Genomic DNA, 23,896 nt, shown 5'->3' with positions numbered 1-23,896 from the left:
TAAATTATTATTTAAGGCTGTAAAAACTACTGCACAATTGGCACTTTAAGTGTGCTGGTCTATGCTGAAATAATTGTATTATTTTTGTAATTCAACCGCTAAAGGCCCGAAATATGGAACATTTTTTAGAACCCAGTGGCGCAGTGAAACACAGTTTTATTGAGGAATGCCACCGACTCGGGCAGCTTATCTACTGGCATAAACAAGGTAATGACTGTATTCAAGTAAGGCAACTAAATCAGCTACGTTGGTTATTAATTAATGAAACCTTGCAATCTGTTATTGAAAAACGCCGGCCAGCTCGATTATTTTTCCCACATTTACAATACCTTGCAAAACGTTGGCAAGAACTCGAAGCACCTAAAAAAGTGCTGGAACTTGGCTTAGGGGGTGGTGCAATTCGTAATTATCTACAACACACTTACCCTCAAAGCCAACTCACTTCGGTAGACAAAAACCCTGATATTATTCATTGCTATAAACGCTATTTTGGCGGAAACCATGCCAATAACCTGCGCTGTTTTGATGCCCAACAGGTGTTAGAACAAGGCAATGAATACAATTGGATTATCTTAGATTTATTTAGTGAGGTAGAAGCGCCACTGTTTTTATACAAACACGCATTTTACGCAAAACTTCGGGCTGCAATGGCTAAAAATGGCCGCTTGTTTATTAATTTTTTATCGAATCATCCATCACAATTAAAACAACTTGAGCATTTACTGATCACCGAATTTGGTAAACGCCCAAGTATTGAAAAAATACCCAACTACGTTAATCATATCGTTATGATCAGAAAGTAATCACACAGATAAGTTAAAAGTAACGGGCCCATCATTACACAAGCTTACCTGCATATCAGCAGCAAACTGCCCTGTGGCAACTCGTAAATCGACCGCTTTGGCTTTTTCTACAAAATATTCGTACAACGCATTGGCTTGCGCTGGGGTAGCTGCACTTGAAAAGCTTGGCCGCATCCCCTTTTTGGTATCAGCAGCCAACGTAAACTGCGACACAACTAATAGCTCACCTTGGATGTCTTGCAAGCTTAAATTCATTTTTCCTTGCTGATCAGTAAAAATACGGTAATTACTCACCTTGTGCAAAAGCTTTTCTGCCGATTGCTCTGTGTCATGTTTTTCAACCCCTAATAACAACAGAATACCTTTTGATATTTCACCAACAACTTCCCCATCTACCTCAACTTTAGCCTGGGTTACTCTTTGAATTAAGCCTTGCATTGATCCCTCGATAACTTGATATACATTAAATCTGCGGCACGTCGCATGGCCGCCAAATATACCTGATTATCACTGCTGTGCCCAACACCATCTAAAATAAGTAATTGCGCATTAAGCTGCTCTGCTAACTGTTGTACCGCACTGTACCTGCACACTAAATCAGCACGGCCATGAATAAACCAAATAGGTAAATGAGCAAGTTCTTTGCAGTTTTCTGCTATAAATTTTTCTTCGATAAAGCAATGATGTCGAAAATAATGCACCATGAGCGTAGCTTGGTTTAGGCCAACATGAGGTTCATGTAAACTCCAGTTTATTAATGGTTCACCATGACAAAGTACCTGCTCCCATTGACACCAACGCTTAGCATACTTACTGGCCTTGATTTGATCATCACAGGTTAACTGCGCATGGTAAAAATCAAGTAATTCATGCCAGTTAGAATACTGATGAGCAAACACTTTAAAACATTCGGGATAAAAGTGAGCACCAGCTCCACGCGTCGTGTAAAGCCACTCAAAGTCACTGTCACAGGCTAAAAAGCTGGCACGCAAGATGAGTCCTGCCACGTGTTCACGGTGATGAATCGCGTACACTAAGGCAAGCGTCGCCCCCCACGATTCGCCACACACAAGCCATTTGTTAATACCTAATTGGGAACGCAAAAACTCCAGATCGGCGACTAAGTCCAAGGTGGTATTTGCCTTAGTTGCGTGCGGCGTTGAGTGACCACAGCCGCGTTGGCTAAACATGATCACCCGATAACGTGCGGGATCGAAAAATCGGCAATTTTCAGGCCGAAGACCCGCCCCCGGCCCCCCATGACATAACACAACCACCATGCCTTGAGGATCACCGTATTCTTGAACATGTATTTGATGTCCATCACCCACGCTTAAGTGATAGTCACGACTTGCATTGTACTGTGGATATAACTGCACCTCGCTCTCCTTAGGTGCAGTGTATTTAAATGTCTATATCAGGAGTGTCTTCTATTTTCTCAGGGCTGATACAGACCGTAAATTCTGCACCGAGTAATACGACAATCCACGACAAATAAACCCATACAAATAAAATAGGAATTGTCGCAAGGGCCCCATAAATCACTTCATAAGATGGGAAATGGCTGATATACAGCGCAAAGCCTTTTTTTGTCAGCTCAAATAACATAGCTGCAAACAGCGCCCCTGGAATTGCCGCTCTAAATGGAACTCGTGTGTTAGGAACTAAAGTATAGAGCATAATAAAGCCCACCATGGAAATAATGTAAGGTAAAAGCTTTAACAAAAATCCACTGAAGCCAGGTATCCCCTGATCGGCAAACGACACCAAAGAAACAATATAAGACGTCACACCAATACTTGCTCCTAACAAGACTGGCCCCAAACTTAATACCATCCAATACACTGCAAATGAGATCATCATCGGGCGTTTTTTCTTAATTCGCCAAATGCGATTCAGGGTGGCATCAACATTGCGGATCAATAAAAGCGACACCGCAGCCAAAAAGCCAACCCCCACGGCGGTCATTTTATTCGCATTCCCCGCAAACGCACTGATATGCTCTTTAATGACATCAGAGGAAGTGGGCACAAGATTAGTGAACAAAAAGTTTTCAATGGTAATGAGAGTACTTTCAAAGCCAGGAAATGCAGAGAATATCGCGACCCCCACAGCCACTAACGGTACAATGGATAATAAGGTGACATAAGCAAGGTAACCCGCATTAACCGTGATCTGATCATCAATACAGCGGGTCAAATACTGCATCCACCAACCCGGTTGCTGCTTTAAGAAAATACTTATTTGCAACTTATAACGACTGAGTTTCTCATCCATAGAACCAACTTTCTGCTAAAATGTTTTGATAATCATAGCAATCCACCACATAATTTGAAACGACAGGCATCTAAAAAGGGAACTCAATGAAAAAACTGACACTTTTAAGCGCACCACTCTTTGCAGTTACTATGGCATTATCAGGCTGTCAGTCAGCTTATTACTCAGCCATGGAATCAGTCGGAGTGCATAAACGCGATATTTTAGTAGACCGTGTTGAAGAAACGAAAGAATCACAGCAAGAGTCGCAAGAAGAGTTTCAATCTGCACTAGACAGGTTAACGACCTTAATTAACTTTGATGGCGGTGAACTCGAAGAAGCTTATACTCAACTTAATAATGATTATGAATCGAGCCTTGCGGCAGCGAACGATGTCACCAGTAATATCAACAAAGTTGAAGATGTAGCCGAAGCACTTTTTGAAGAGTGGGCTGACGAACTAGAACAGTACAAAAGCGCTTCTCTCAAGCGTGAAAGCAGCAAAAAGCTAAATTCAACGAAGCGCCAGTTTGACCAATTGCTTCGTTCAATGCGCAGCGCCGAAAGTAAAATGGAACCCGTCCTGTCGTCATTGCATGACAATGTTTTATATCTAAAACATAACTTGAATGCTCAAGCTGTGACAGCAATAAAAGGTGAATTCACTAATTTAAAACGCGATATCAAAATCTTAATGGACGATATGAACAAGTCGATTGACGATTCAAATAAATTCATTGAACAAATGAATAAAGCGGGCTAAAAATTTGAGTAAACACAGTGAGCAGTTAGATGCTCTCGGCACCGACATTTTTTAAATAAATTAAATCACTAAGCCTACAATATCGTAGGCTTTTTTATTGTTACGTCTTGTTACCTTTCGATGATTTACCCGATATGTTAATTTGCTACACTGTGCGCAAAGTTTAAAAGTTAGTCACCTTATGCAGAACCACCTTAAAGTTATAATTGCTGCGGCGTTACTCAGTGCCTGCAGTAGTCCAAACACAGTTAATGTTATAGCAGGGCAAGAGTCTGTTATACCTTTGCACAATGAAGGTGAGCGAGCTGGTCGCTATCACAACCTGTATCCCGGTGATAAACACTACCCAACAACCTGTACTGATGATTGCTATCCCGAGACCGAGTTACTTCAATGTAATGACACTCCTTTACACTGTTTATATCAAGGTCAGCAGAATCCAGTGTCGATTAACACCGGTTTTACTGTACGTTGGCTTGGGCATGCCAGCTTTATGATTGAGACACCTAACGGCGAGCACCTGCTATTTGACCCCGTCAAAGAGCAGTTTGATTCACCGGTCGATTTAGCCTTTAAGCTGGCTGGCGGCATGTATCGCAACTCCGGATTTTGGCCCACAAAAAATGAGCTAAATCAGATTGATGCTGTCATGTATTCACACATCCACTACGACCACTTCAATAAAGCCGACATCGAAGAAATTGGCAATCAGCCCCGCTATTTAGTGCCCCTAGGCGTCGCTGATAATTTTCCAACAGGTGGTTTTAATATTAGTGAGATGGCATGGTATGCCAGCACCCAAATTAATGATTTAACAATACATGCTGTGCCAGCGCACCATTTTAGCAGTCGTGTGTTAGTGCCATTTATCTACGAAGATAACAACAAAGATTTATGGAATGGTTGGTTACTTGAGCAAAATGGGAACACACTATTTTTTGCAGGGGATACCGGCTACTCACAGCATTTTAGCGATATTAAGCAAAAGTATGGTGAAATAGATGTGTGCTTAATGCCAATCGCATCTTACTATCACGAAGAAAATGGTAAATGGTATCGCTATGTGCATACCACACCCGAAGATGCCTTGAATGCAGCACGTGAATTAAGTTGTAAAGTAATGATCCCATGGGGTTATGGTAATGCAAGTTGGCAAATGGGCGACCATTCTAGTCACTCAGCATTACTGCGTTTACTACGCATGTCTCATAACATGAATGAACCTGTTCCCCTGTATATTTTAAATGAAGGTGAGCAGGTTCATTTATAACATTCCAAAATGGGGGTGAGTTAATACCTCACCCTCATTTTATTTATTACAGTGAATGTGTCTCTTGCGCTTCAAGCGCTTTGGGTGCAGGTTTGCTTTGCTTTGCAAAGACCCCTTTAACGACTTGCCAACTAACGGCAAATGCGCCAACAATAAACACCACATCACCAACCGTTCTTACCCATCTTAGTATCACCAAGGTGTCACTTTGTAGTAGCGCTTCAGAGCGTGCATACCACAACCCTTTAGAAGCACTTGCAAAGAACTGAATGATTCCAATAGGTAATAAACTGGTAAATAGCATTAACGCTAAACCGATATTCATCCACCAAAAAGCAGTTTTCATTAAAGTGTCATCAAATTGAAGATGAGGACGAATATAACGCAGTACTAACAAGGTAAAGCCAAGAGCTAAAAAGCCATACACACCAAATAATGCGGCATGAGCATGGGTAGCCGTCGTATTAAGACCTTGTACATAATAAAGTGAAATAGGCGGATTAATTGAGAACCCTAATACGCCGGCCCCTAACATATTCCAAAATGCGACAGCGACAAAAAACATTAATGGCCACTTTATTTTTAGCATCCATGGAGTACGATTTTTTAATTTATAATGCTCCCACGCTTCATGACCAAGCACAATTAACGGCACTACTTCCAGCGCACTAAAGGTTGCTCCCACTGCCATTACAGGGGTCGTTGTACCAGAGAAATATAAGTGATGGAATGTGCCTGGCACACCGCCTAATAAAAACAGCGATGCAGACGCCAATGACGCAATTGTTGCCGAACGTTTAGAGACTAAACCCATATTATAGAAAATAAAAGCCAGCGCAGCGGTTGCAAAAACCTCAAAGAAACCTTCTACCCATAGGTGCACAATCCACCAACGCCAGTATTCCATTACCGAAATATGCGTTCGTTCGCCATAGAAAAACCCAGCAGCGTAAAACAGCCCGATTGCCACCACTGAAGCCGTAAATAATGCCAGTAGGTTTTTATCTCCTTCTTGTTTAAATACCGGAACAATTGCACGTAACATTAGCAGCAGCCAAAATGCGACGCCTGTAAATTTACCAATCTGCCAAAGTCGGCCTAAATCAACAAACTCGTACCCTTGATGCCCCAACCAAAAGCTTAACTCGGGAGGCATAATTTGCGCGATGGCTAAAAAGTTGCCGATAAATGACCCAACCACGACGATAATTAGCGCCCAGAAAAGAATATCAACACCTATTTTTTGAAACTTAGGATCTTTACCGCCGTTAATAATCGGCGCTAAAAATAAACCTGCAGCTAAAAACCCTGTCGCAATCCAAAACAATGCCGATTGAATATGCCATGTTCTTACTAGGCTATAGGGGAACCATTCTGAGGTATTGATGCCATAAAATCCCTGCCCTTCAACAGTATAGTGCGCAGTAAATCCACCCAATAAAACCTGGAACGTAAAGAGAGCAACAATTAAAAATAAATACTTACCTAATGCTTTTTGAGAAGGCGTTAAATTAAAGCTCGCTATTGGATCGTCTTTTGGAGCCTCAGGGGGAGCCTCGTCTTTATGTAAAAATGACCATGCCCAAATCAATCCGCCGACACCTGCAATCAGTATCACAACACTAACAATTGACCAGACAATGTTTTCAGCGGTCGGTTTATTATCAATCAGTGGCTCATGCGGCCAGTTATTAGTGTAGGTTGCATCCCCATCAGGGCGCTCTGTCGATGCGGACCATGCCGTCCAAAAAAAGAACTCAGTTAGACGCTGACGACGCTCAGGATCAGGAAGTGTCACCTCTTTCATTGCATAGTTTTTACGTGTTTGCTGTAATGCCTCTGCCCCTCCAAACAAATCGTTGTAGTACTGCGCTGTTTGCTTAATTGCCGCTATCCGACGCGTCGATAAAGTAACCGTGTCAGATTGTTTATCATACGTATTAGTGCGGTACTCTCTCTTTACTTCCCACAGCAATGGTTGCTTTTGCTGCTCAGTTAACTCATCAAAAAGCACACCATATTGCGCTTGTGCAGCAATATCTAACCAATTAATAATCTCACGGTGAAGCCAATCAGCAGTCCAGTCAGGCGCTTGATAAGCACCATGCCCCCAAATTGAGCCTAGTTGCATTCCCCCTACTGATTGCCATGCAGTTTGACCATCTAAAATCGCCTCTTTACCTGTGTACAGCTCCCCCGATGTGGTGACATATTTTGCAGCTATAGGAGGGGCAACTCGGTATACCTCTTTACCAAAGTAACCCAAAATAGCAAATGTAACAGCAAGAACAGCAAACAAGGTCCACCATAACTTTTTGTATTCTCTCATTTCTATCGTCCCTCAACCCGTGCGAACAAAATAGCGTTCTCAATATGAATATGCATATTCAAATCGCTAATAAATGCCTGCAGCCCTAAATACAAAGCCGTCCATGTATTACATGCTCCCGCATGCAAAGTGACATCATTTGTTAATTGGTAGATTTTCTCTATTTCTGCGATATGGGCTTCATGATCCGCCATCATTACGCTAATTGGTCCACTGACTATGGCAGGGATTGTATCGGCTTGCAGCATTGGAAAGAGGATAAGCTCTTCTTTTTGCATATGATCTTCTAACTCTACATACATATTCTTCAAATGATTCGCTAAACCATTAGGACAATTAGGCTTATCAAAATGCACCTCTTCAACACGCTCACTTAAACGTATCAACTCTTCAAGCTGTACTCGGTGAACACGGTGATAGCGAGTCAGAATATGCTCAACCAATTCCTTATTACTCAGGTTGTGGTAATCAATAGCGGTTTGCCTGCTTAGCAAAACCTCTATGTCTGAAATGATTTCTTCGCGATCAATATTTCGTTTTTCGATAACGTCTGACAACACCAGATGCCCCTGACAACAAAAGTTTATTCGGTGCGCAAAAAAGAGTGCTGTTGCACCGGGAATTTCTGTCGCAATTTTACTGATAGGCCAATTTAAGTAATTCATATAACACCCCTATTTAAACATGCATTTGAAATGAATCTTTAAGAAGTTTACACACGTTTATTAAAGATGTAAAATAGATGCATATTTAAAATTTTAGAGTCTCACTATGAATGTCACTCGTTTTACAGATTATTCACTGCGTGTTTTGATTTTTACTGCCTTACATAATGGTGAGCTTGTGACCATTAAAGAGATCGCTGAAAAATACGAAATCTCAAAAAATCACCTCATGAAAGTAGTGCAAGAGCTAAGTAATAGAGGCTATTTAATTGCGACGAGAGGAAAGAATGGCGGTATCCGTTTAAGCAAAGATCCCGCCGAGATTAACATTGGTGAGTTAGTGCGCTTACAAGAGCAAGGGTCTACGTTGGTGGAATGCTTTGGTAATGACAATCAATGTGTTATCACCCCCGCCTGTCAACTTAAACAAATATTTGCACAAGCAATGGAGGCTTTTTTCCTTCATTTAGATAACTATACACTCGCAGATCTGATCACCCCAAAACACGCAAATCAGCTCTCTCAACTGCTAAAAATAGAAAACTAAACTCACATTTTGGCGCACTCAAAGGTGTAAGTATTCCTGGAGTATCATGGCAGTGACACTCCATTTGGATTATTGATTTACTAATGTATCCCTCAGTGCCATCATGAGTTTATGTGCACTGCCTCCTGACATTGCTAACGGATCGAATTCGCTGGTGCCTGAGTATTTTAAATTAAGCGGTGTGGTTATTTTTGAATACGGAATATAACCCATTGACCAGTTTTCGAACTCCCTTTCGTAAATTTCGCAGTAATTCAGCATAATAATATTTCGATGCCGATTATCATTTAAGATCTTATGATAGGTTGCATTTACCGCCTGTCGAGATCCCTCTAGGCACTGTAAAAAGTGCGAACTATTAAAACACAGCAACCCTGTTACATTCGACGCATGATTATTTTTCTGTGCTTTTTCAATGATATCCTCAATATCACTCGGCCCAAATCCTTCACAAACTTCACTCGTATAAATAAGCCTGACTAAATACATCCTGATCTCCTTCAAGGTAGATTTAAAAAGATAGTACAGATAGAGGCTTTAGCAAAAAAGTGGCAACTTGCGGTTAGAGGTTAGAGGTTAGAGGTTAGAGGTTAGAGGTTAGAGGTTAGAGGTTAGAGGTTAGAGGTTAGTAGACAAGTAATTAATTTATCAATAGAAATAAAATACGCCACCCCTTAGTAACAACAAGAACGAACATTTGTGAGTGTTACGGCTGACAGCAAAAAACAAGTCTCCTTAAACAAAAAAGCCGCCGTATTTTGCAATACGACGGCGTGTTATTTTGCGTGAGCTAAAAGCGTAAATTAGCCTTTAGAAGCACGGCTCGCACGTTTACGATCACTTTCAGTTAAGTGACGCTTACGAATACGAATATTTTCAGGTGTTACTTCTACTAACTCGTCATCATCGATAAACTCAAGCGCTTGCTCAAGTGTGTAGTTCAATGGTGGTGTTAATGTTTGCGCTTCATCAGTACCTGATGCACGAACGTTCGTTAGCTGCTTACCTTTAAGTGCGTTTACAGTTAGGTCGTTATCACGGCTATGAATACCGATAACCATACCTTCGTAAACTTCTACACCGTGACCGATGAATAGCTTACCGCGCTCTTGAAGGTTGAATAATGCGTTAGTTAACGCTTTACCTGTTGCGTTAGCGATCATTACACCATTTTTACGTAGACCGATGTTACCGCCTTTATGAGGACCGTAATGATCAAACGTGTGGTACATAAGACCTGAACCTGATGTAAGCGTCATGAAATCAGTTTGGAAACCAATTAAACCACGGCTCGGCATCATAAAGTCCATACGCATACGGCCTTTACCATCTGGCGCCATGTCAGTTAGTTCACCTTTACGCAGACCAATTTGTTCCATGATAGAACCTTGGTGCTCTTCTTGACAGTCAATCGTTACTGTTTCGTACGGTTCTTCTAATACACCATCTACAGTGCGTAAGATTACTTCTGGACGAGAAACAGCAAGCTCGTAGCCTTCACGACGCATGTTTTCGATTAAGATACCTAAGTGAAGTTCACCACGGCCTGATACACGGAAGCTATCTGGGTTGTCAGTTTCTTCAACGCGTAATGCAACGTTGTGAACAAGCTCAGCTTGTAAACGCTCAAGGATATTACGTGATGTTACGAACTTACCTTCTTTACCCGCAAATGGCGACGTGTTTACAGAGAACGTCATTGTTACTGTCGGCTCATCAACTGATAGCGGAGGTAACGCTTCAACGTTAGAAGGCGCACACACTGTATCAGAGATTTTTAATTCGCCGATACCTGTCACAGTTACGATATTACCCGCATAACCACGGTCTGTATCAATTCGCTCAAGACCTAAGTAGCTTTGAACCGCACCAATTTTACCATTACGTTTTGTGCCATCAGCACTGATAATAGTTACTTGTTGGTTAGGCGCTACAGAACCACGCTTGATTCGGCCGATACCGATTACACCTACGTATGAGTTGTAATCAAGTTGAGAAATCTGCATTTGGAAGTCACCTTCAGGATCTGCATCCGGTGGTGATACTTCGTCAACGATCATCTTGAACATAGGTTCCATGTTGTCAGATGGTTCGTCTAAATCTAATGTTGCCCAGCCGTTGATAGCTGATGCGTAGATAACTTTAAAGTCTAACTGTTCGTCAGTTGCACCAAGGTTATCGAATAAATCAAAGATTTGATCCATAACCCAATCAGGGCGTGCACCCGGCTTATCAATTTTATTGATAACAACGATTGGCTTCAAACCTTGCGCGAACGCTTTTTGCGTTACGAAGCGCGTTTGTGGCATTGGACCTTCTTGAGCATCAACAAGTAACAATACTGAGTCAGCCATCGAAAGTACGCGTTCAACTTCACCACCGAAGTCGGCGTGTCCTGGGGTGTCTACGATATTGATGTGGTAATCATTCCAAGAGATGGCTGTGTTTTTAGCCAAAATGGTAATACCACGTTCTTTCTCAATGTCGTTTGAGTCCATCACGCGCTCTTCATTACCGCCGCGTGTTTCTAATGTGCCTGATTGCTCAAGCAGTTTATCAACCAAAGTTGTTTTACCGTGGTCAACGTGGGCGATAATCGCTATATTTCTTAACTTTTCGATGCTCATATTTTTTCTCAGAGAAATTGAATCTCATTGATCCTGCAAGATCTACGCACTCACCTGCATTTTCAACAGATGTCTAAGCATAGGATTTAAAAGGGCGCATATTATCCCTTAATAATGGCATGGATGAAAGTTTATCCAATACAATTTTATAAACTTTCTTCAGGCTTTTTATAAGTATCTGTTTTATAAATGACAATTTTATTAATTTTATCTTTAATCGAACATCAAAACTGGTAAAAAATCACCTTTTTAGCAATATTTTGGCACTAAAGCACATTTCGTTTATGCTATCTAGGGTGGCTAATCGTTGTGCAAATACAACCGGTAAGCATAACGCACCACAATGAACATTTTACGCACCAAAATAGTGCAAAAATAATTAACAAAATGCGCTTTATTTTATTTTTATAAGCCTAAACAAGGCGTTAAAAATTTGGCATGAAACCAGCTTACATAGAACAAAAGCAATAATGCAGCAAAAATAAAACCCAACAATTGGAGGACACATGTCACAATCGGTTTTAGATTTTATCAAAGAAAATGACGTTAAGTTCATTGATTTACGCTTTACTGATACCAAAGGTAAAGAACAGCATGTTTCTATTCCTCATCATCAGGTTGATGAAGACTTCTTTGAAGACGGCAAAATGTTTGACGGTTCTTCAATTGCTGGTTGGAAAGGTATCAACGAATCAGACATGGTATTAATGCCTGTTCCTGAGTCTGCTAAAATGGACCCATTTTCTGAAGAAGCAACTTTAATCGTACGTTGTGACGTTGTTGAGCCTTCAACACTTCAAGGTTACGAGCGTGACCCTCGCTCTGTTGCTAAACGTGCAGAAGAGTACATGCGTTCAACTGGTATCGCAGACACTGTATTATTTGGCCCAGAGCCAGAGTTCTTCCTATTTGATGACGTTAAATACAAATCAGACATGTCTGGTTCTATGTATAAAATCGACGACATCGAAGCGGCTTGGAACTCAGATAAAGATTACGAAGGTGGCAACAAAGGTCATCGTCCAGGTGTTAAAGGTGGTTACTTCCCATGTTCACCAATCGACTCATCTCACGACTGGCGTTCAGCAACGTGTTTAGTTCTTGAAGAGCTAGGCCAAGTTGTTGAAGCACACCACCACGAAGTAGCAACTGCGGGTCAAAACGAAATCGCAACACGCTTCAATACAATGGTATTAAAAGCTGACGAAATCCAAGAGATGAAATATGTTATCCATAACATGGCTCACCTTTATGGTAAAACAGCGACATTTATGCCTAAGCCGCTTGTAGGTGATAACGGTTCTGGTATGCACTGTCACCAATCTTTAGGTAAAGATGGCGTGAACATCTTCGCTGGTGACAAATACGCAGGTCTTTCTGAAGAAGCGCTTTACTACATCGGTGGTATCATCAAGCACGCTAAAGCAATCAACGCATTCGCTAACGCGTCAACTAACTCGTACAAACGTCTTGTACCAGGTTTCGAAGCGCCAGTAATGCTTGCATACTCTGCACGTAACCGCTCTGCTTCAATCCGTATCCCTGTAGTACCATCTGCAAAAGGACGTCGTATCGAAGTACGCTTCCCTGATCCAACAGCAAACCCATACTTAGCATTCTCTGCAATGCTTATGGCTGGCCTTGACGGTATTCAAAACAAGATCCACCCTGGCGATGCAATGGATAAAGACTTATACGATCTACCTGCTGAAGAAGCAGCTGAGATCCCACAAGTTGCCTCTTCACTAAGCGAAGCACTTGCTGCTTTAGATGCTGACCGTGAGTTCTTAAAAGCAGGTGGTGTATTCACTGACGACCTAATTGATGCATACATCTCACTTAAGAACAAAGAAGTTGAAAAACTTAACATGACAACTCACCCAGTTGAGTTCGAAATGTACTACAGCGTTTAATACGTCGTAGACAGTAAATAATTAATGTGTGTTCTCAAGCCCGCTTTGGCGGGCTTTTTTAATGGTAATTAGGCGTGTTCTCCTCTACAGTTTTAATTACATAAAAAAATGCAGGGTCGCAGGGTGAAAAGAACAACTTTATTGGTATTTTTGTTACTATCAGTAAGCTTTTTTAGTTATGGAACAACAAAAAAAGTGTATTCGTGGAAAGATAAAAATGGTGTTCTAGTATTTTCTGATACGCCACGCCCCGGTGCTACCGAAGTAAAGCTTAATACCCCTAACTTGACCATGCCTGCTACCGACACCAGTATTCTTGATAACACAGCCAGTGCAACACCCGTAAACTTTAAAATCGCTATTTCCTCACCTGAAGACAAAGCAACAGTCAGAGAAAACTCCGGTTCTGTTTATGTTACAACCCGTGTCATTCCTCGCTTTGCAACGGGTTTTAAAGTACAACTTTTTGTAAATGGTGCCCCCCATGGTGAACCAAGTAATAGTTCTACTTTTGCACTACGAGGCGTAAATCGAGGCGAGCACACATTACAAGCCAAACTATTTAATGCGAACAATAAACTCGTTTCGGTCAGTCCAGTTAGCACATTCTACATGCACAGAGCGTCTGTTTTTGGTGGGAATTAATTTTTTCAAACGCGCCTCGCAATGCAAAAGGATTATGCTAAGCTGCACTTAATCGTAACGCACTAAAATGGTGCAACCATGCTCAGTGATACACAATTTAACTCAGAATTGCTCGACAGCATTTGGAAAAATTTAAGTACAGCGGTTATTTTACTTAACCGTGATTTTAAACTTGTTTATGCCAATGATAGTGCCAGTGAGCTACTTGGTTTAGGGCCAAAGCGCATTCTCAACCAACCGTTTGATAACCTGTTTAACTACCACTCTATCGATCTTAAACGCATTGCTCAGTATTCACTCTTTGATGGTGTTGATTGCCACCAGCATAGAGCTGACGTGGTGTTCATCGATTCTCGCCATGCCAAGCTCACAATTAGTACACGCCGAATTACCAATAAAGATGACAATTATATCTTGTTTGAATGCCGCCAGATGGACGATGAAATTCGCCACGATCAGGCCTCAAATCAAATGCATCAGTATCAAGCTGCACGTAATTTAATTCGTGGTTTAGCCCACGAAATAAAAAATCCTTTGGGGGGTATACGCGGAGCGGCGCAATTATTGCAGTATGAGGTTGATCAGCAAGAACGAGATCAATGTGCAGAACTCATTATTGAACAAGCAGACCGCTTACGTGAATTAGTCGACCGTTTACTTGGCCCGAATCAACTGCCACACAAATCGTATGGCAATATTCACCAAGCGCTTGAGTCTGTCGTTAAATTAAGCATGCTTGATAACAATGCAAATATCACGTTAGTGAAAGACTATGACCCGAGCATACCCAGCGTATATATCGATCAGAGTAAAATTCAACAAGTGGTATTAAACATTATTCGTAATGCACAACAGGCGCTCGTTGATGGGGGAGAAATTAGAATAAAAACCCGTATCAACCATCAACATAGACGCCCTGGTAAAGCACCGAAGAAAACCTTGCTGATCCAAATTTCGGATAACGGTCCAGGCATAGACAAGAGTTTAAAAGAAACCTTGTTTTACCCGATGATTACCAATAAAGAAAATGGGTCGGGTCTTGGCTTATCCATCGCGCAAACGTTGGTTGACCAACATGATGGACACATAGAGTGTGACAGTTGGCCAGGCCATACAGAATTTAATATCTATTTGCCTTTTACGGATTAATGGTTTTTTTGGAGTAGTCATGAAAACAGTGTGGTTAGTTGATGATGATGCCTCAATACGCTTTGTATTAGAAAAAGCGCTGGCACGAGCAGGATTTGAAACTCAAAGCTATGCCAATGCGCAAGAAGTGCTGAATGCTTTAAAGTTTAGCCAGCCTACCGTGCTGGTGTCTGATGTGCGTATGCCTGGTATGGATGGTATGGCGTTACTAGAAACAATCGCTGAGCAAAACCCTGGGTTACCTGTCATTATCATGACTGCCCACTCGGATTTAGATTCGGCGGTGAATGCGTTTCAAAAAGGGGCGTTTGAATACCTCGCAAAACCGTTTGATTTAGAAGAAGCCGTTTCTTTAGTTGAAAGTGCTTGCCGTGCAAACTCCACAAAGAAAACCAGACGCAAACAAGCGCCGCAAACCAATGCCCATATCATTGGTGAAGCCCCTGCTATGCAGGAAGTGTTTCGTGCAATAGGTAAATTATCTGCGTCAAGCATGAGTGTTTTAATCAATGGCGAATCAGGCACTGGTAAAGAGCTTGTCGCCAGTGCATTGCATAACCATAGCCCACGAAAAGAAAACCAGTTTATTGCTCTTAATATGGCTGCCATCCCTAAAGAACTGGTTGAGTCAGAATTATTCGGCCATGAAAAAGGCGCGTTTACAGGGGCCGACAGTATTCGTAAAGGCCGCTTTGAACAAGCGAATGGCGGCACGCTATTTTTAGATGAAATTGGTGACATGCCACTGGATGTACAAACCCGTTTATTACGTGTTTTAGCCGATGGTGAGTTTTACCGTGTTGGCGGGCATCAAAGTATTAAAGTAGATGTTCGTATTATTGCCGCCACCCATCAGAACTTAGAAGACTTGGTAAAACAAGGTAAGTTCCGTGACGACCTATTCCACCGCTTAAATGTGGTGCGTCTTCGCTTACCAGCTCTTCGTGAACGTACAGAGGATATTGAACGTTTAGCACAACACTTTCTCCATAAAAGCGCCAAAGAGCTGCAAGTCGAAAGCAAAATTTTAAGCCCAAAAGCGACCGAGCAATTGCGATTATTTAACTGGCCGGGTAACGTACGTCAGCTCGAGAATACCTGTCGTTGGTTAACCGTAATGGCACCTGGAGAGCTTATCAGTGAGCAAGATTTACCACCGGAAATTATCGCGGCAGAACCTGTAGAGCAAGAAGGTGATTGGCTTGAAGCTTTCCAACAGTGGTTAAACCTCGAGCTTAAACAAGGGAAAGAAAACATTTGGCCCGCGATTCAAGCTCAACTGGAAACTCGTTTAATTAAAACCGCACTGGCAAATTGTGCAGGCCACAAACAAGAGGCTGCGGTTAAAATTGGTTGGGGGCGCAATACATTGACCCGCAAGTTAAAAGAGCGCAATATTAGCTAATTTTGCGTTATAAACGATGTAAGTAATGAAGTTAATCGAACATATTCCGCTTATTAAGCAGATGGAAATTATTAACCGATTGGCGTTCTTTCGGGAGTTTACCCTGAGTGAACGACAGGTGTTATTAGAATCTTTCAGCCATTTGTATTTAGTACAACAAGGTCGAGCTGTATTTAAACAGTTTGATAATGACAAGCGACTCTATATTGTTTTGAGTGGTTCATTAATCATCTTTAAGCAAAGCCATTTGCTTGAGCTCGGCACCATTGAACCGGGTGAGTTTATTGGTGAAGGCGCATTTATCAATAATCGCGAGCGCAGTACTAGCGCCCGCGCTAAAGTGGATACTATTTTACTGGCAATCACACCGGAAGCCCTCACCCGTTTGCCAAACGTGATACGCGAAAAAATTAAAGATCGCATCATCGAAGGCATGAGTGAGCGTATTATTAAACTGAGTAACTTCCTCGAATCACGCGGCTAATACATAGCGCTCCATTAACCATGCAGACGTTGCTTTGCTTACATTTAAAAGAAATGTGTCTGTAAGTAATGTATGTAATTGCTCACGTGATTGAATAACCTGTTGCGTATGAACTGCTGATGTTTCGTGCCAATAATGCAGTAGATTATTTCGAATAAGCCAGCGTTCACCCTTTTCAATACGTGATACAACAAGGTTGTTAACAAATGCAGCGTCTGGATGGTGATGACTATAGAAATGAGCGATTTCGCAATCACTCTCATAGAATTGAGCCAGTTCAACGCGGTATAAATGCTGAGTATTTGGTAAAACTTGCCTCACATCAATTAGCCTGTCACGTCGGCTAATTTCATATAAGTTCACACCTTCACTGACTCGTGACGACTGATCAATTGGCAATGCGATTACCGGTGTACTTACCCCAAAGCCAACATCGAGCAAATAGTGTTTACCCTCGAGTGTCAATTTTGTTAATCGGTGCGAGCGAGGGTTTTCTTCACGGCCGTTAAGCATCACCCGCGCTATGAGTATTTCAACGTCAAAACCGAGTGCGACCAACGCAAGAAAGAAGATCTTGTTATGTTCAAAGCAATAACCTCCTTCTTGTAAATTAATTAAACGTGAAAACACTTTATCGTCATCAAGGCTCAGTGATTTAGCCTGTAATGCATTGACACTGCTGAAACTATAGCGAGCTAAATGCGCCGCTTGTAAACGCTCAATCAATGCAAGATTTCTGTCTTCATTAATGTAATCAATAGCCAAAGAATTTAGATAATGTTTAATATAGCTTTGCATGGCATGTCCTTATAAGTAATGATGACAGCCATGCTAAAACCTCAAGTTTAGTTGAGGTAAAGATTTTTTAGTCCATATAGACTATTTGCAACGAGCAATTTAACCAACTAGGCTGATTAACCCTAATAGTATATCGATAGGTATCTGTTGGCTTTTCACCAAAAGGTGTACTTACATAGGGTGTTGAATGGCTGTAGGTCTGTGAATAGTTTTTATAATAAATAACCAGATAACCGTACAGATAATCCCACTTAAGTGATACTGGGGTCCCGCCAGGAAGCACAAACTCGGCGTGCTTCTCGGTAAATGTCACCATCAGTCCATTAAACTTATCCTCATCGCAGTGTGTTGTGAAAACACGATTAGGCAGAGAAATTTCATCCTCCTCACTCGGTGCTTTTAAGTAAAAGCCAATATTGCCATGATTGTAAAAGTGATTTGCGGCGGTGGTGTATTTGATCTCAGGCTGATAACCCAGTCGCTGCATGATGCCAGCTAAGATCTCAGTCTGTTCAGTCAAAATTTTATCTTCGGATAACATCAAAGTCGCGTCGCCAAACTCTCGCGGCACACTCAGTTGCGTGTATTTATAAGGTAAACGCTGAGCACTTAAGGCTAAATCGAGCTGAGCTTGCTGCTGTGCGTCTAAGTTTTCTGTATAAACATAAACAGTTGGCTGTTGGCAACCAACTAACAATAGCAGCACACACCAAATATACATCCTGTTCATACTATTCCCTCCAATAGATTACAAATGTAGTCTATTGGAGGAAAGCTGATTAATCAACTAATTTAAATGGTGACTTAGCCATTTATCAACACTGCGTCGAGTGTAAAGAATATCTTTAAATAAGCGGTGAACCTGATACTCAAGTAACTCTTCTTTACTCTTCTCTCCATAGGCAAGCTGGCTGTGGTTATCATTAAAACGCGAAATTAATGCAAAGCCTTGTTCTGATTTATCAGGCTGCGCTTTCATTGTTTGGGTTAATAATGCACGCACATCATCTGCTGCAAGTAACGATGTATCGTCTAACCCCATTAGTTCTTTTTTCAGTACTGACCTAACGCCCATGACTACTTCTCCTGAACGAATAATAAATAAAACGACGTTGCATTTAGCAAGTAGCGCACCATATCAAGACGCGCGCAGTGTACTTATGAAATACTGCAGTTTTCTTACGACTCTGCAAAATACGTCATTATTTTTTATGCTCATTTTTTAAGTATGTGAAGCGCTTAAAAATTTAACCTTGGTTCAATCCAGTGCTAGGCTTTATAATGGCTGCGATTAAATTATGAGAGACCAACATGAACGAAGATTTCATCGAAATTGAGCTTGAAGAAGAGCCAATAGAGTTATGTAACTTACTTAAAGTGCTCGATTTAGTTGAGACAGGTGGCCAAGCAAAGACCTTAATCGGTGAAGGTTATGTTGGAGTTAACTATGAAATTTGTACAATAAAACGGAAAAAATTATACAGTGGCGACGTACTTTCGTTTGATGGTGAGCAATTTCAATTAACCTTAAGTGAAGATGCAATACCGAACCCTCGCCCAGAAAAACAACCTGAGCAACAACGACAGAACGCCCCGCAAGAGAGCAGCGCATCAACAGCCAAAAAACGTAAGCGCACTAAAAAGCCTAAAGTAGACGAAAAAACAGGTCGTCGCCCTATTTCTTTTGGTTAGCCTTGCTTAGTTAATATTTATCCCCTTTAATTGTGCTTGATAATAACAATATAAAGGTGATTTATGACTTCTCCCGCTTGGCTCAAACCACTTGCATGGGCCGCATTAGTTTGGAATCTACTCGGGGTAATTGCACTTATTATGCAGCTACTCATTACCCCAGAGATGATTGACCAATTACCACTCGATCAACAAGCCGCATACCGTGATATCCCGCTGTGGTCAACGCTTGCCTTTGCGATAGCGGTGTTTTCAGCCAGCTTAGCAAGCATTTTATTACTTGCTAAAAAAGCCCTCGCGAGAGAGTTGTTTCTTATTTCGTTTGTCGCTGTGTTAGTCCAGCAGTATTACAACTTTATCGTAATCGATAGCCTCGCCCTCTTTGGTTTTAGTGCTTTGGCAATGCCATTTTGCGTGATTGTAATTGGCTTATTATTGTTGCTTGTTAGCCATCACGCAAAACAGCAGCATTGGCTAACTTAACGTCAGTCTATGTTATGAGCTGCTGTCTAATTACTGCTCTTTTATTGCTCTCTCCCCTTGAAATAAGTTGCATCGGCATCAACTATAATTAGATAGCATATTTTTTCATCAGCACGGTGAATTTTAATAGCTGGTATTAAGTTTGCAGATATCTCGTAAAGGAAACATAAAAAGCGAGCATTGCTTGCGTAAACCACAGGGGCAAATAATGAATAACAGTTTTGATACCCAAAAACAGCTTACGATTAATGGTGAGCAATATCATATCCACTCTTTACAAGGTCTTGGTGACAAAGCCAAACGCCTGCCTTTCTCATTAAAAATATTGTTAGAAAATCTATTACGCAACGAAGATGGCGTAAACATTAAAAAGCAAGATATAGACGCACTTCTAAACTGGGATCCACAAGCAAAACCCTCCGCCGAAGTTGCCTTTACGCCTGCGCGCGTGGTGATGCAAGACTTTACAGGTGTCCCTGCGATTGTTGATTTAGCCGCAATGCGCGACGCCATGGAAAAGCTTGGCGGAGACCCCGCTAAAATTAATCCACTGTCACCTGCAGAACTCGTAATAGACCACTCTGTACAAGTTGATGGTTATGGCGAAGATGGCTCGTTCGACTTAAACGCCAAGCTCGAATATGAACGAAATAAAGAACGTTACGAATTTTTACGTTGGGGACAAACAGCCTTTGACAACCTTAAAGTGGTGCCACCCGCAACCGGTATCGTACACCAAGTTAATTTAGAGTATTTGGCCCGTGTGGTGTTTAACGATCAAAAAAATGGTCAATCCCTCGCTTATCCAGATACCCTAGTCGGCACAGATTCGCATACCACAATGATTAACGGCTTAGGCGTACTTGGTTGGGGTGTCGGTGGCATAGAAGCCGAAGCGGCCATGCTTGGTCAGCCCATCAGCTTGCTAATTCCACAAGTGGTTGGTTTTAAGCTCAATGGTCGCTTGCCCGAAGGCACAACTGCCACAGATTTAGTGCTCACAGTAACCGAAATACTGCGTAAACATGGTGTCGTGGGTAAATTTGTTGAGTTTTATGGGGATGGCCTTGCTGACTTACCACTTGCAGACCGCGCTACCATCGCAAACATGGCACCTGAGTATGGTGCAACATGTGGTATTTTCCCGATTGATGATGAAACGATTAATTACCTGCGTTTAACAAATCGCGATGAAAAACAACTGAAGCTAATCGAAGACTACGCCAAACACCAAGGACTGTGGCGAAACCCAGGCGACGAAGCACATTACACCGACACATTAGAGCTGTCTTTAGATGATGTAGTGCCTAGCCTTGCTGGTCCCAAACGTCCGCAAGACCGTATTGCCCTTGATAAAGCAGGCGAGGTGATTGGGGAACACTTAAAAGCTTTCCAAAATGAGCGCATGCAACAGCGTGATAAAAGTGATACTCAAGAAGCACGTATCGAAGATGAAGGTCCGACAACAAATCCGGATGATCCTGTTAACGAAGCGCAATATATGGGCGCAGCCAAAGTTAACTTTAAAGGTGAAGAGTTTGAGTTAAAAGACGGTGCGTGTGTCATTGCAGCAATAACAAGCTGTACAAACACGTCAAATCCGAGCGTTATTCTGGCGGCGGGTTTAGTTGCTAAAAAAGCCAAACAGCTAGGGTTGAAAGTAAAACCGTGGGTTAAAACATCACTCGCGCCAGGCTCTCAAGTGGTCACTGATTACTTGAAAAAAGCGAATTTAATGGATGATTTAGACGCGCTTGGGTTTAACCTTGTGGGCTATGGCTGTACCACGTGCATTGGTAATTCAGGCCCGCTCGCTGATGAAATAAGTGAAGCAATTCAGAAGCACAAACTTGTTGTAAGCTCTATTTTATCGGGCAATCGAAACTTTGAAGGCCGTATCCACCAAGATGTAAAAATGAACTTTTTAGCATCACCTCCGCTTGTTGTGGCCTACGCTATCGCGGGACGCACCGACATTGATGTATACAATGAACCCTTGGCACAAGACCCCAATGGTAACGACATTTATCTAAAGAACATTTGGCCAAGTGTGAGTGAGGTGAGTGAGTTAGTGCGTGATACCGTCACCAAAGAGATGTTTGCATCGAGCTACGGTAATGTTTATCAAGGTGATGATCGCTGGCAAAAAATCCAAATCCCTGAAGGTAAGCTTTATGACTGGGATGACGCATCAACCTACATTAAAAAAGCGCCATTCTTTGATGGCATGGAAATAGAACCGCCCGGTATCCCCACGATCAGTGGAGCACGTTGTTTAGCAAAACTTGGAGACTCAGTCACCACCGACCATATATCACCTGCGGGGGCGATTAAAGCCGATGCTCCTGCTGGCTTGTACTTACAAGAACATGGTGTAGAAAAAGCACAATTTAACTCGTATGGCTCTCGTCGAGGCAATCATGAAGTCATGATGCGCGGCACCTTCGCCAATGTACGATTAAGAAACTTACTTGCTGCTGGCACTGAAGGGGGTGTCACACGCATACAACCAACAGATGAACTTGCCAGCATTTTTGATGCGGCCATGCAGTATCAACAAGACGGTACCCCATTGATTATTTTGGCTGGTGCAGAGTATGGGACCGGTTCATCACGTGACTGGGCTGCAAAAGGCTCTTTATTACTGGGTGTAAAAGCAGTCATAGCGCAAAGCTATGAGCGTATTCACCGCTCTAACCTGATTGGTATGGGTGTATTACCGCTTCAATTTAAAGAGGGTGAAAGTTATGAATCGCTTGGTTTGACTGGTCAAGAATCCTTTGATTTTGAAGGCTTATACGACAAAACCAATGAAGTCAGCGTAATTGCAACTAACAGCGAAGGTAAGCAAGTTAGCTTTAGTGTTGATGTGCGAATTGATACACCCAAAGAGTGGGATTACTACAAACACGGCGGCATTTTACAGTATGTACTTCGTAATATGCTGGCTGAGCAGTAATCACTTTTAAGTTAACTAAGGGGCTGAAATTTCAGCCCCTTTTTTGTTTAAAACACCAATAAATTGCAGTTTAGACCAGCACACTTAGTTACAAAAAATGAAAAGCACATAAAAATCAGTATGTTAAACTTGGATCATAATTTGCGAATGCTAACCAGATAAAAATCACAATAATTTTGGAATCCATATGACTATTGCATCATTCAAACGCGCGATGTGCGCAACTGCCATCTCATCGAGCTTATTAATAACAGGCTGTGTTATTCATGTATCTGCGGATCAGTTTGCTGAACAAAAACAACAAGACTTACGCGTTTCGGCTGCAAATGTAAGCCAGTTAAAAATCGATGCCGAAGCCGGCTCACTGATCATCAAAGGCGACAGCAATGCCACAGCTATCACAGTGAATGCCAATATCTATGCGGCTAAAGGCGATGAAACCTATACGCTAACACTTGAAAAACACGGCGACACAGCATAGCTTATCAGTAAGCTCAATAATGGTAGCGTGTCGTTTTACAGTGGCTCATCACCTCATATCGATTTAATCGTATCTGTGCCAGCACAGCTTAAACTTGATATTGATGATGATTCAGGTGATATCGTCATACGTGCTATGCAAAGCGATATCAGTATTGATGATGACTCAGGATCCATTGTGATTGAAGGAGGTCGCAATATTCGTCTTGATGATGACTCTGGCGACATTCACATTAGTAATGTAAGCGGCAATATCAACATAGAAGACGATTCTGGCTCAATTATAATAGACCAAGGCCAAGGCCGTATTGATATTGAAGATGACTCTGGAGATATTCGCATCGAGAATAGCCAAGGCCCAGCACGTATCATTGATGAATCAGGTAGTATTAGCGTTAAAACATTAGGTGGTGCGCTCACTATCGAAGACGGCTCTGGTGATATAGATGTAAGACACATAAAAGGGCTCGTTACCATCACCGATGGCTCTGGCAGTATTTATGTCAATGATACCCTTGGACTCACTATTATTGAGGCTGGTTCTGGCGACTTAAGTATTGACAATATTAACGGCCCAGTAAAGCTTAATAAGTAACCAATCATTACTTGATTTAAAACAAACCGTCT

At 41.9% G+C, this 23,896-nt stretch carries 24 protein-coding genes; 14 read left to right on the top strand and 10 right to left on the bottom strand.

Annotated elements, in window-relative coordinates; all coding sequences use genetic code 11:
- Positions 1-113 precede the first annotated feature (113 nt).
- A complete protein-coding gene (locus tag GZH31_RS01080; protein WP_075594175.1) occupies positions 114-803 on the top strand; it encodes a spermidine synthase in 690 nt (229 codons plus the stop codon).
- On the opposite strand, the gene dtd is transcribed toward GZH31_RS01080, so the two are convergent.
- The 3 genes from dtd to GZH31_RS01065 are packed head-to-tail and all read right to left on the bottom strand — an operon-like array spanning position 804 to position 3,080.
- The gene (gene dtd / locus GZH31_RS01075; RefSeq protein WP_036974137.1) at positions 804-1,241 is read right to left on the bottom strand and encodes a D-aminoacyl-tRNA deacylase; all 438 of its coding nucleotides are present in this window, start codon (positions 1,239-1,241) and stop codon (positions 804-806) included.
- Entirely contained in the window at positions 1,229-2,182 is a 954-nt protein-coding gene (locus GZH31_RS01070) for an alpha/beta fold hydrolase (protein ID WP_036974139.1), read from the bottom strand. Before GZH31_RS01070 ends, dtd begins: the two co-directional genes overlap by 13 nt.
- Positions 2,183-2,207: 25 nt before the next feature.
- Positions 2,208-3,080, bottom strand: a complete 873-nt coding sequence (locus tag GZH31_RS01065) for a virulence factor BrkB family protein (protein ID WP_036974141.1) — start codon at positions 3,078-3,080, stop codon at positions 2,208-2,210.
- A gap of 86 nt (positions 3,081-3,166) precedes the next feature.
- On the opposite strand from GZH31_RS01065, the gene GZH31_RS01060 reads away from it, so the two are divergent.
- Together GZH31_RS01060 and GZH31_RS01055 are read left to right on the top strand one after the other, a co-directional pair.
- Positions 3,167-3,823, top strand: a complete 657-nt coding sequence (locus tag GZH31_RS01060) for a DUF2959 domain-containing protein (RefSeq protein WP_180311304.1) — start codon at positions 3,167-3,169, stop codon at positions 3,821-3,823.
- Between the two features lie 181 nt (positions 3,824-4,004).
- Positions 4,005-5,093 (top strand): MBL fold metallo-hydrolase, encoded by a 1,089-nt coding sequence (locus GZH31_RS01055; RefSeq protein WP_180311303.1) that lies wholly within the window; start codon positions 4,005-4,007, stop codon positions 5,091-5,093.
- 46 nt (positions 5,094-5,139) lie between these two features.
- Here GZH31_RS01055 and GZH31_RS01050 read toward each other — a convergent pair whose 3' ends face one another.
- A complete protein-coding gene (locus tag GZH31_RS01050; RefSeq protein WP_180311302.1) occupies positions 5,140-7,422 on the bottom strand; it encodes a nitric-oxide reductase large subunit in 2,283 nt (760 codons plus the stop codon).
- A 2-nt stretch (positions 7,423-7,424) separates the two neighbouring features.
- Entirely contained in the window at positions 7,425-8,087 is a 663-nt protein-coding gene (locus tag GZH31_RS01045) for a DUF542 domain-containing protein (RefSeq protein WP_180311301.1), read from the bottom strand.
- Between the two features lie 106 nt (positions 8,088-8,193).
- Here GZH31_RS01045 and GZH31_RS01040 point away from each other — a divergent pair, with 106 nt between their 5' ends.
- Entirely contained in the window at positions 8,194-8,634 is a 441-nt protein-coding gene (locus GZH31_RS01040; protein WP_180311300.1) for an Rrf2 family transcriptional regulator, read from the top strand.
- A 69-nt stretch (positions 8,635-8,703) separates the two neighbouring features.
- On the opposite strand, the gene GZH31_RS01035 is transcribed toward GZH31_RS01040, so the two are convergent.
- Positions 8,704-9,123, bottom strand: coding sequence for a BLUF domain-containing protein (locus GZH31_RS01035; RefSeq protein ID WP_065978929.1), 420 nt, complete (start codon positions 9,121-9,123; stop codon positions 8,704-8,706).
- A gap of 314 nt (positions 9,124-9,437) precedes the next feature.
- On the bottom strand, positions 9,438-11,261 hold the full coding sequence (typA, locus tag GZH31_RS01030) for a translational GTPase TypA (protein WP_036974157.1): 1,824 nt from the start codon (positions 11,259-11,261) through the stop codon (positions 9,438-9,440).
- A gap of 506 nt (positions 11,262-11,767) precedes the next feature.
- On the opposite strand from typA, the gene glnA reads away from it, so the two are divergent.
- The 5 genes from glnA to GZH31_RS01005 all read left to right on the top strand — a co-directional run bounded on the left by glnA (position 11,768) and on the right by GZH31_RS01005 (position 16,857).
- Complete coding sequence (gene glnA, locus GZH31_RS01025; protein WP_036974159.1) at positions 11,768-13,174, top strand: glutamate--ammonia ligase; 1,407 nt, start codon at positions 11,768-11,770, stop codon at positions 13,172-13,174.
- A gap of 123 nt (positions 13,175-13,297) precedes the next feature.
- Positions 13,298-13,819 (top strand): DUF4124 domain-containing protein, encoded by a 522-nt coding sequence (locus GZH31_RS01020; RefSeq protein ID WP_374027190.1) that lies wholly within the window; start codon positions 13,298-13,300, stop codon positions 13,817-13,819.
- A gap of 78 nt (positions 13,820-13,897) precedes the next feature.
- The gene (gene glnL / locus GZH31_RS01015) at positions 13,898-14,968 is read left to right on the top strand and encodes a nitrogen regulation protein NR(II) (RefSeq protein WP_036974163.1); all 1,071 of its coding nucleotides are present in this window, start codon (positions 13,898-13,900) and stop codon (positions 14,966-14,968) included.
- A gap of 19 nt (positions 14,969-14,987) precedes the next feature.
- Positions 14,988-16,373: a nitrogen regulation protein NR(I) gene (gene ntrC, locus GZH31_RS01010; RefSeq protein WP_036974166.1), complete on the top strand. Its 1,386-nt coding sequence runs from the start codon at positions 14,988-14,990 to the stop codon at positions 16,371-16,373.
- 25 nt (positions 16,374-16,398) lie between these two features.
- On the top strand, positions 16,399-16,857 hold the full coding sequence (locus GZH31_RS01005) for a cyclic nucleotide-binding domain-containing protein (protein ID WP_036974168.1): 459 nt from the start codon (positions 16,399-16,401) through the stop codon (positions 16,855-16,857).
- Here the strand turns inward: GZH31_RS01005 and GZH31_RS01000 are convergent.
- From GZH31_RS01000 to GZH31_RS00990, 3 genes are all read right to left on the bottom strand, one after another.
- Positions 16,846-17,655 carry an arylamine N-acetyltransferase gene (locus tag GZH31_RS01000; protein WP_180311299.1) on the bottom strand — a complete coding sequence of 270 codons (810 nt, stop codon included), beginning with the start codon at positions 17,653-17,655 and terminating at the stop codon, positions 16,846-16,848. The two genes, GZH31_RS01005 and GZH31_RS01000, sit on opposite strands and share 12 nt — an antisense overlap.
- Positions 17,656-17,722: 67 nt before the next feature.
- The gene (locus GZH31_RS00995) at positions 17,723-18,385 is read right to left on the bottom strand and encodes a hypothetical protein (protein ID WP_036974172.1); all 663 of its coding nucleotides are present in this window, start codon (positions 18,383-18,385) and stop codon (positions 17,723-17,725) included.
- A gap of 57 nt (positions 18,386-18,442) precedes the next feature.
- The gene (locus GZH31_RS00990) at positions 18,443-18,730 is read right to left on the bottom strand and encodes a hypothetical protein (protein WP_036974174.1); all 288 of its coding nucleotides are present in this window, start codon (positions 18,728-18,730) and stop codon (positions 18,443-18,445) included.
- 236 nt (positions 18,731-18,966) lie between these two features.
- Between GZH31_RS00990 and GZH31_RS00985 the strand changes: the two genes are divergently transcribed.
- From GZH31_RS00985 to GZH31_RS19955, 5 genes are all read left to right on the top strand, one after another.
- On the top strand, positions 18,967-19,347 hold the full coding sequence (locus tag GZH31_RS00985) for an RNA-binding S4 domain-containing protein (protein WP_036974175.1): 381 nt from the start codon (positions 18,967-18,969) through the stop codon (positions 19,345-19,347).
- 63 nt (positions 19,348-19,410) lie between these two features.
- Positions 19,411-19,830 (top strand): hypothetical protein, encoded by a 420-nt coding sequence (locus GZH31_RS00980; RefSeq protein WP_036974178.1) that lies wholly within the window; start codon positions 19,411-19,413, stop codon positions 19,828-19,830.
- Between the two features lie 208 nt (positions 19,831-20,038).
- Entirely contained in the window at positions 20,039-22,789 is a 2,751-nt protein-coding gene (gene acnA / locus GZH31_RS00975; RefSeq protein WP_036974180.1) for an aconitate hydratase AcnA, read from the top strand.
- A gap of 187 nt (positions 22,790-22,976) precedes the next feature.
- Positions 22,977-23,270: a hypothetical protein gene (locus tag GZH31_RS19960; protein WP_083633672.1), complete on the top strand. Its 294-nt coding sequence runs from the start codon at positions 22,977-22,979 to the stop codon at positions 23,268-23,270.
- Positions 23,271-23,297: 27 nt separating this feature from the next.
- Positions 23,298-23,864, top strand: coding sequence for a DUF4097 family beta strand repeat-containing protein (locus GZH31_RS19955; RefSeq protein ID WP_083633673.1), 567 nt, complete (start codon positions 23,298-23,300; stop codon positions 23,862-23,864).
- Positions 23,865-23,896 lie beyond the last annotated feature (32 nt).

This window comes from Pseudoalteromonas sp. JSTW (genome assembly GCF_013423925.1).
GTDB classification, from domain to species: Bacteria; Pseudomonadota; Gammaproteobacteria; order Enterobacterales; family Alteromonadaceae; genus Pseudoalteromonas; species Pseudoalteromonas lipolytica.
This window is presented reverse-complemented; position numbering and strand designations above follow the sequence as displayed.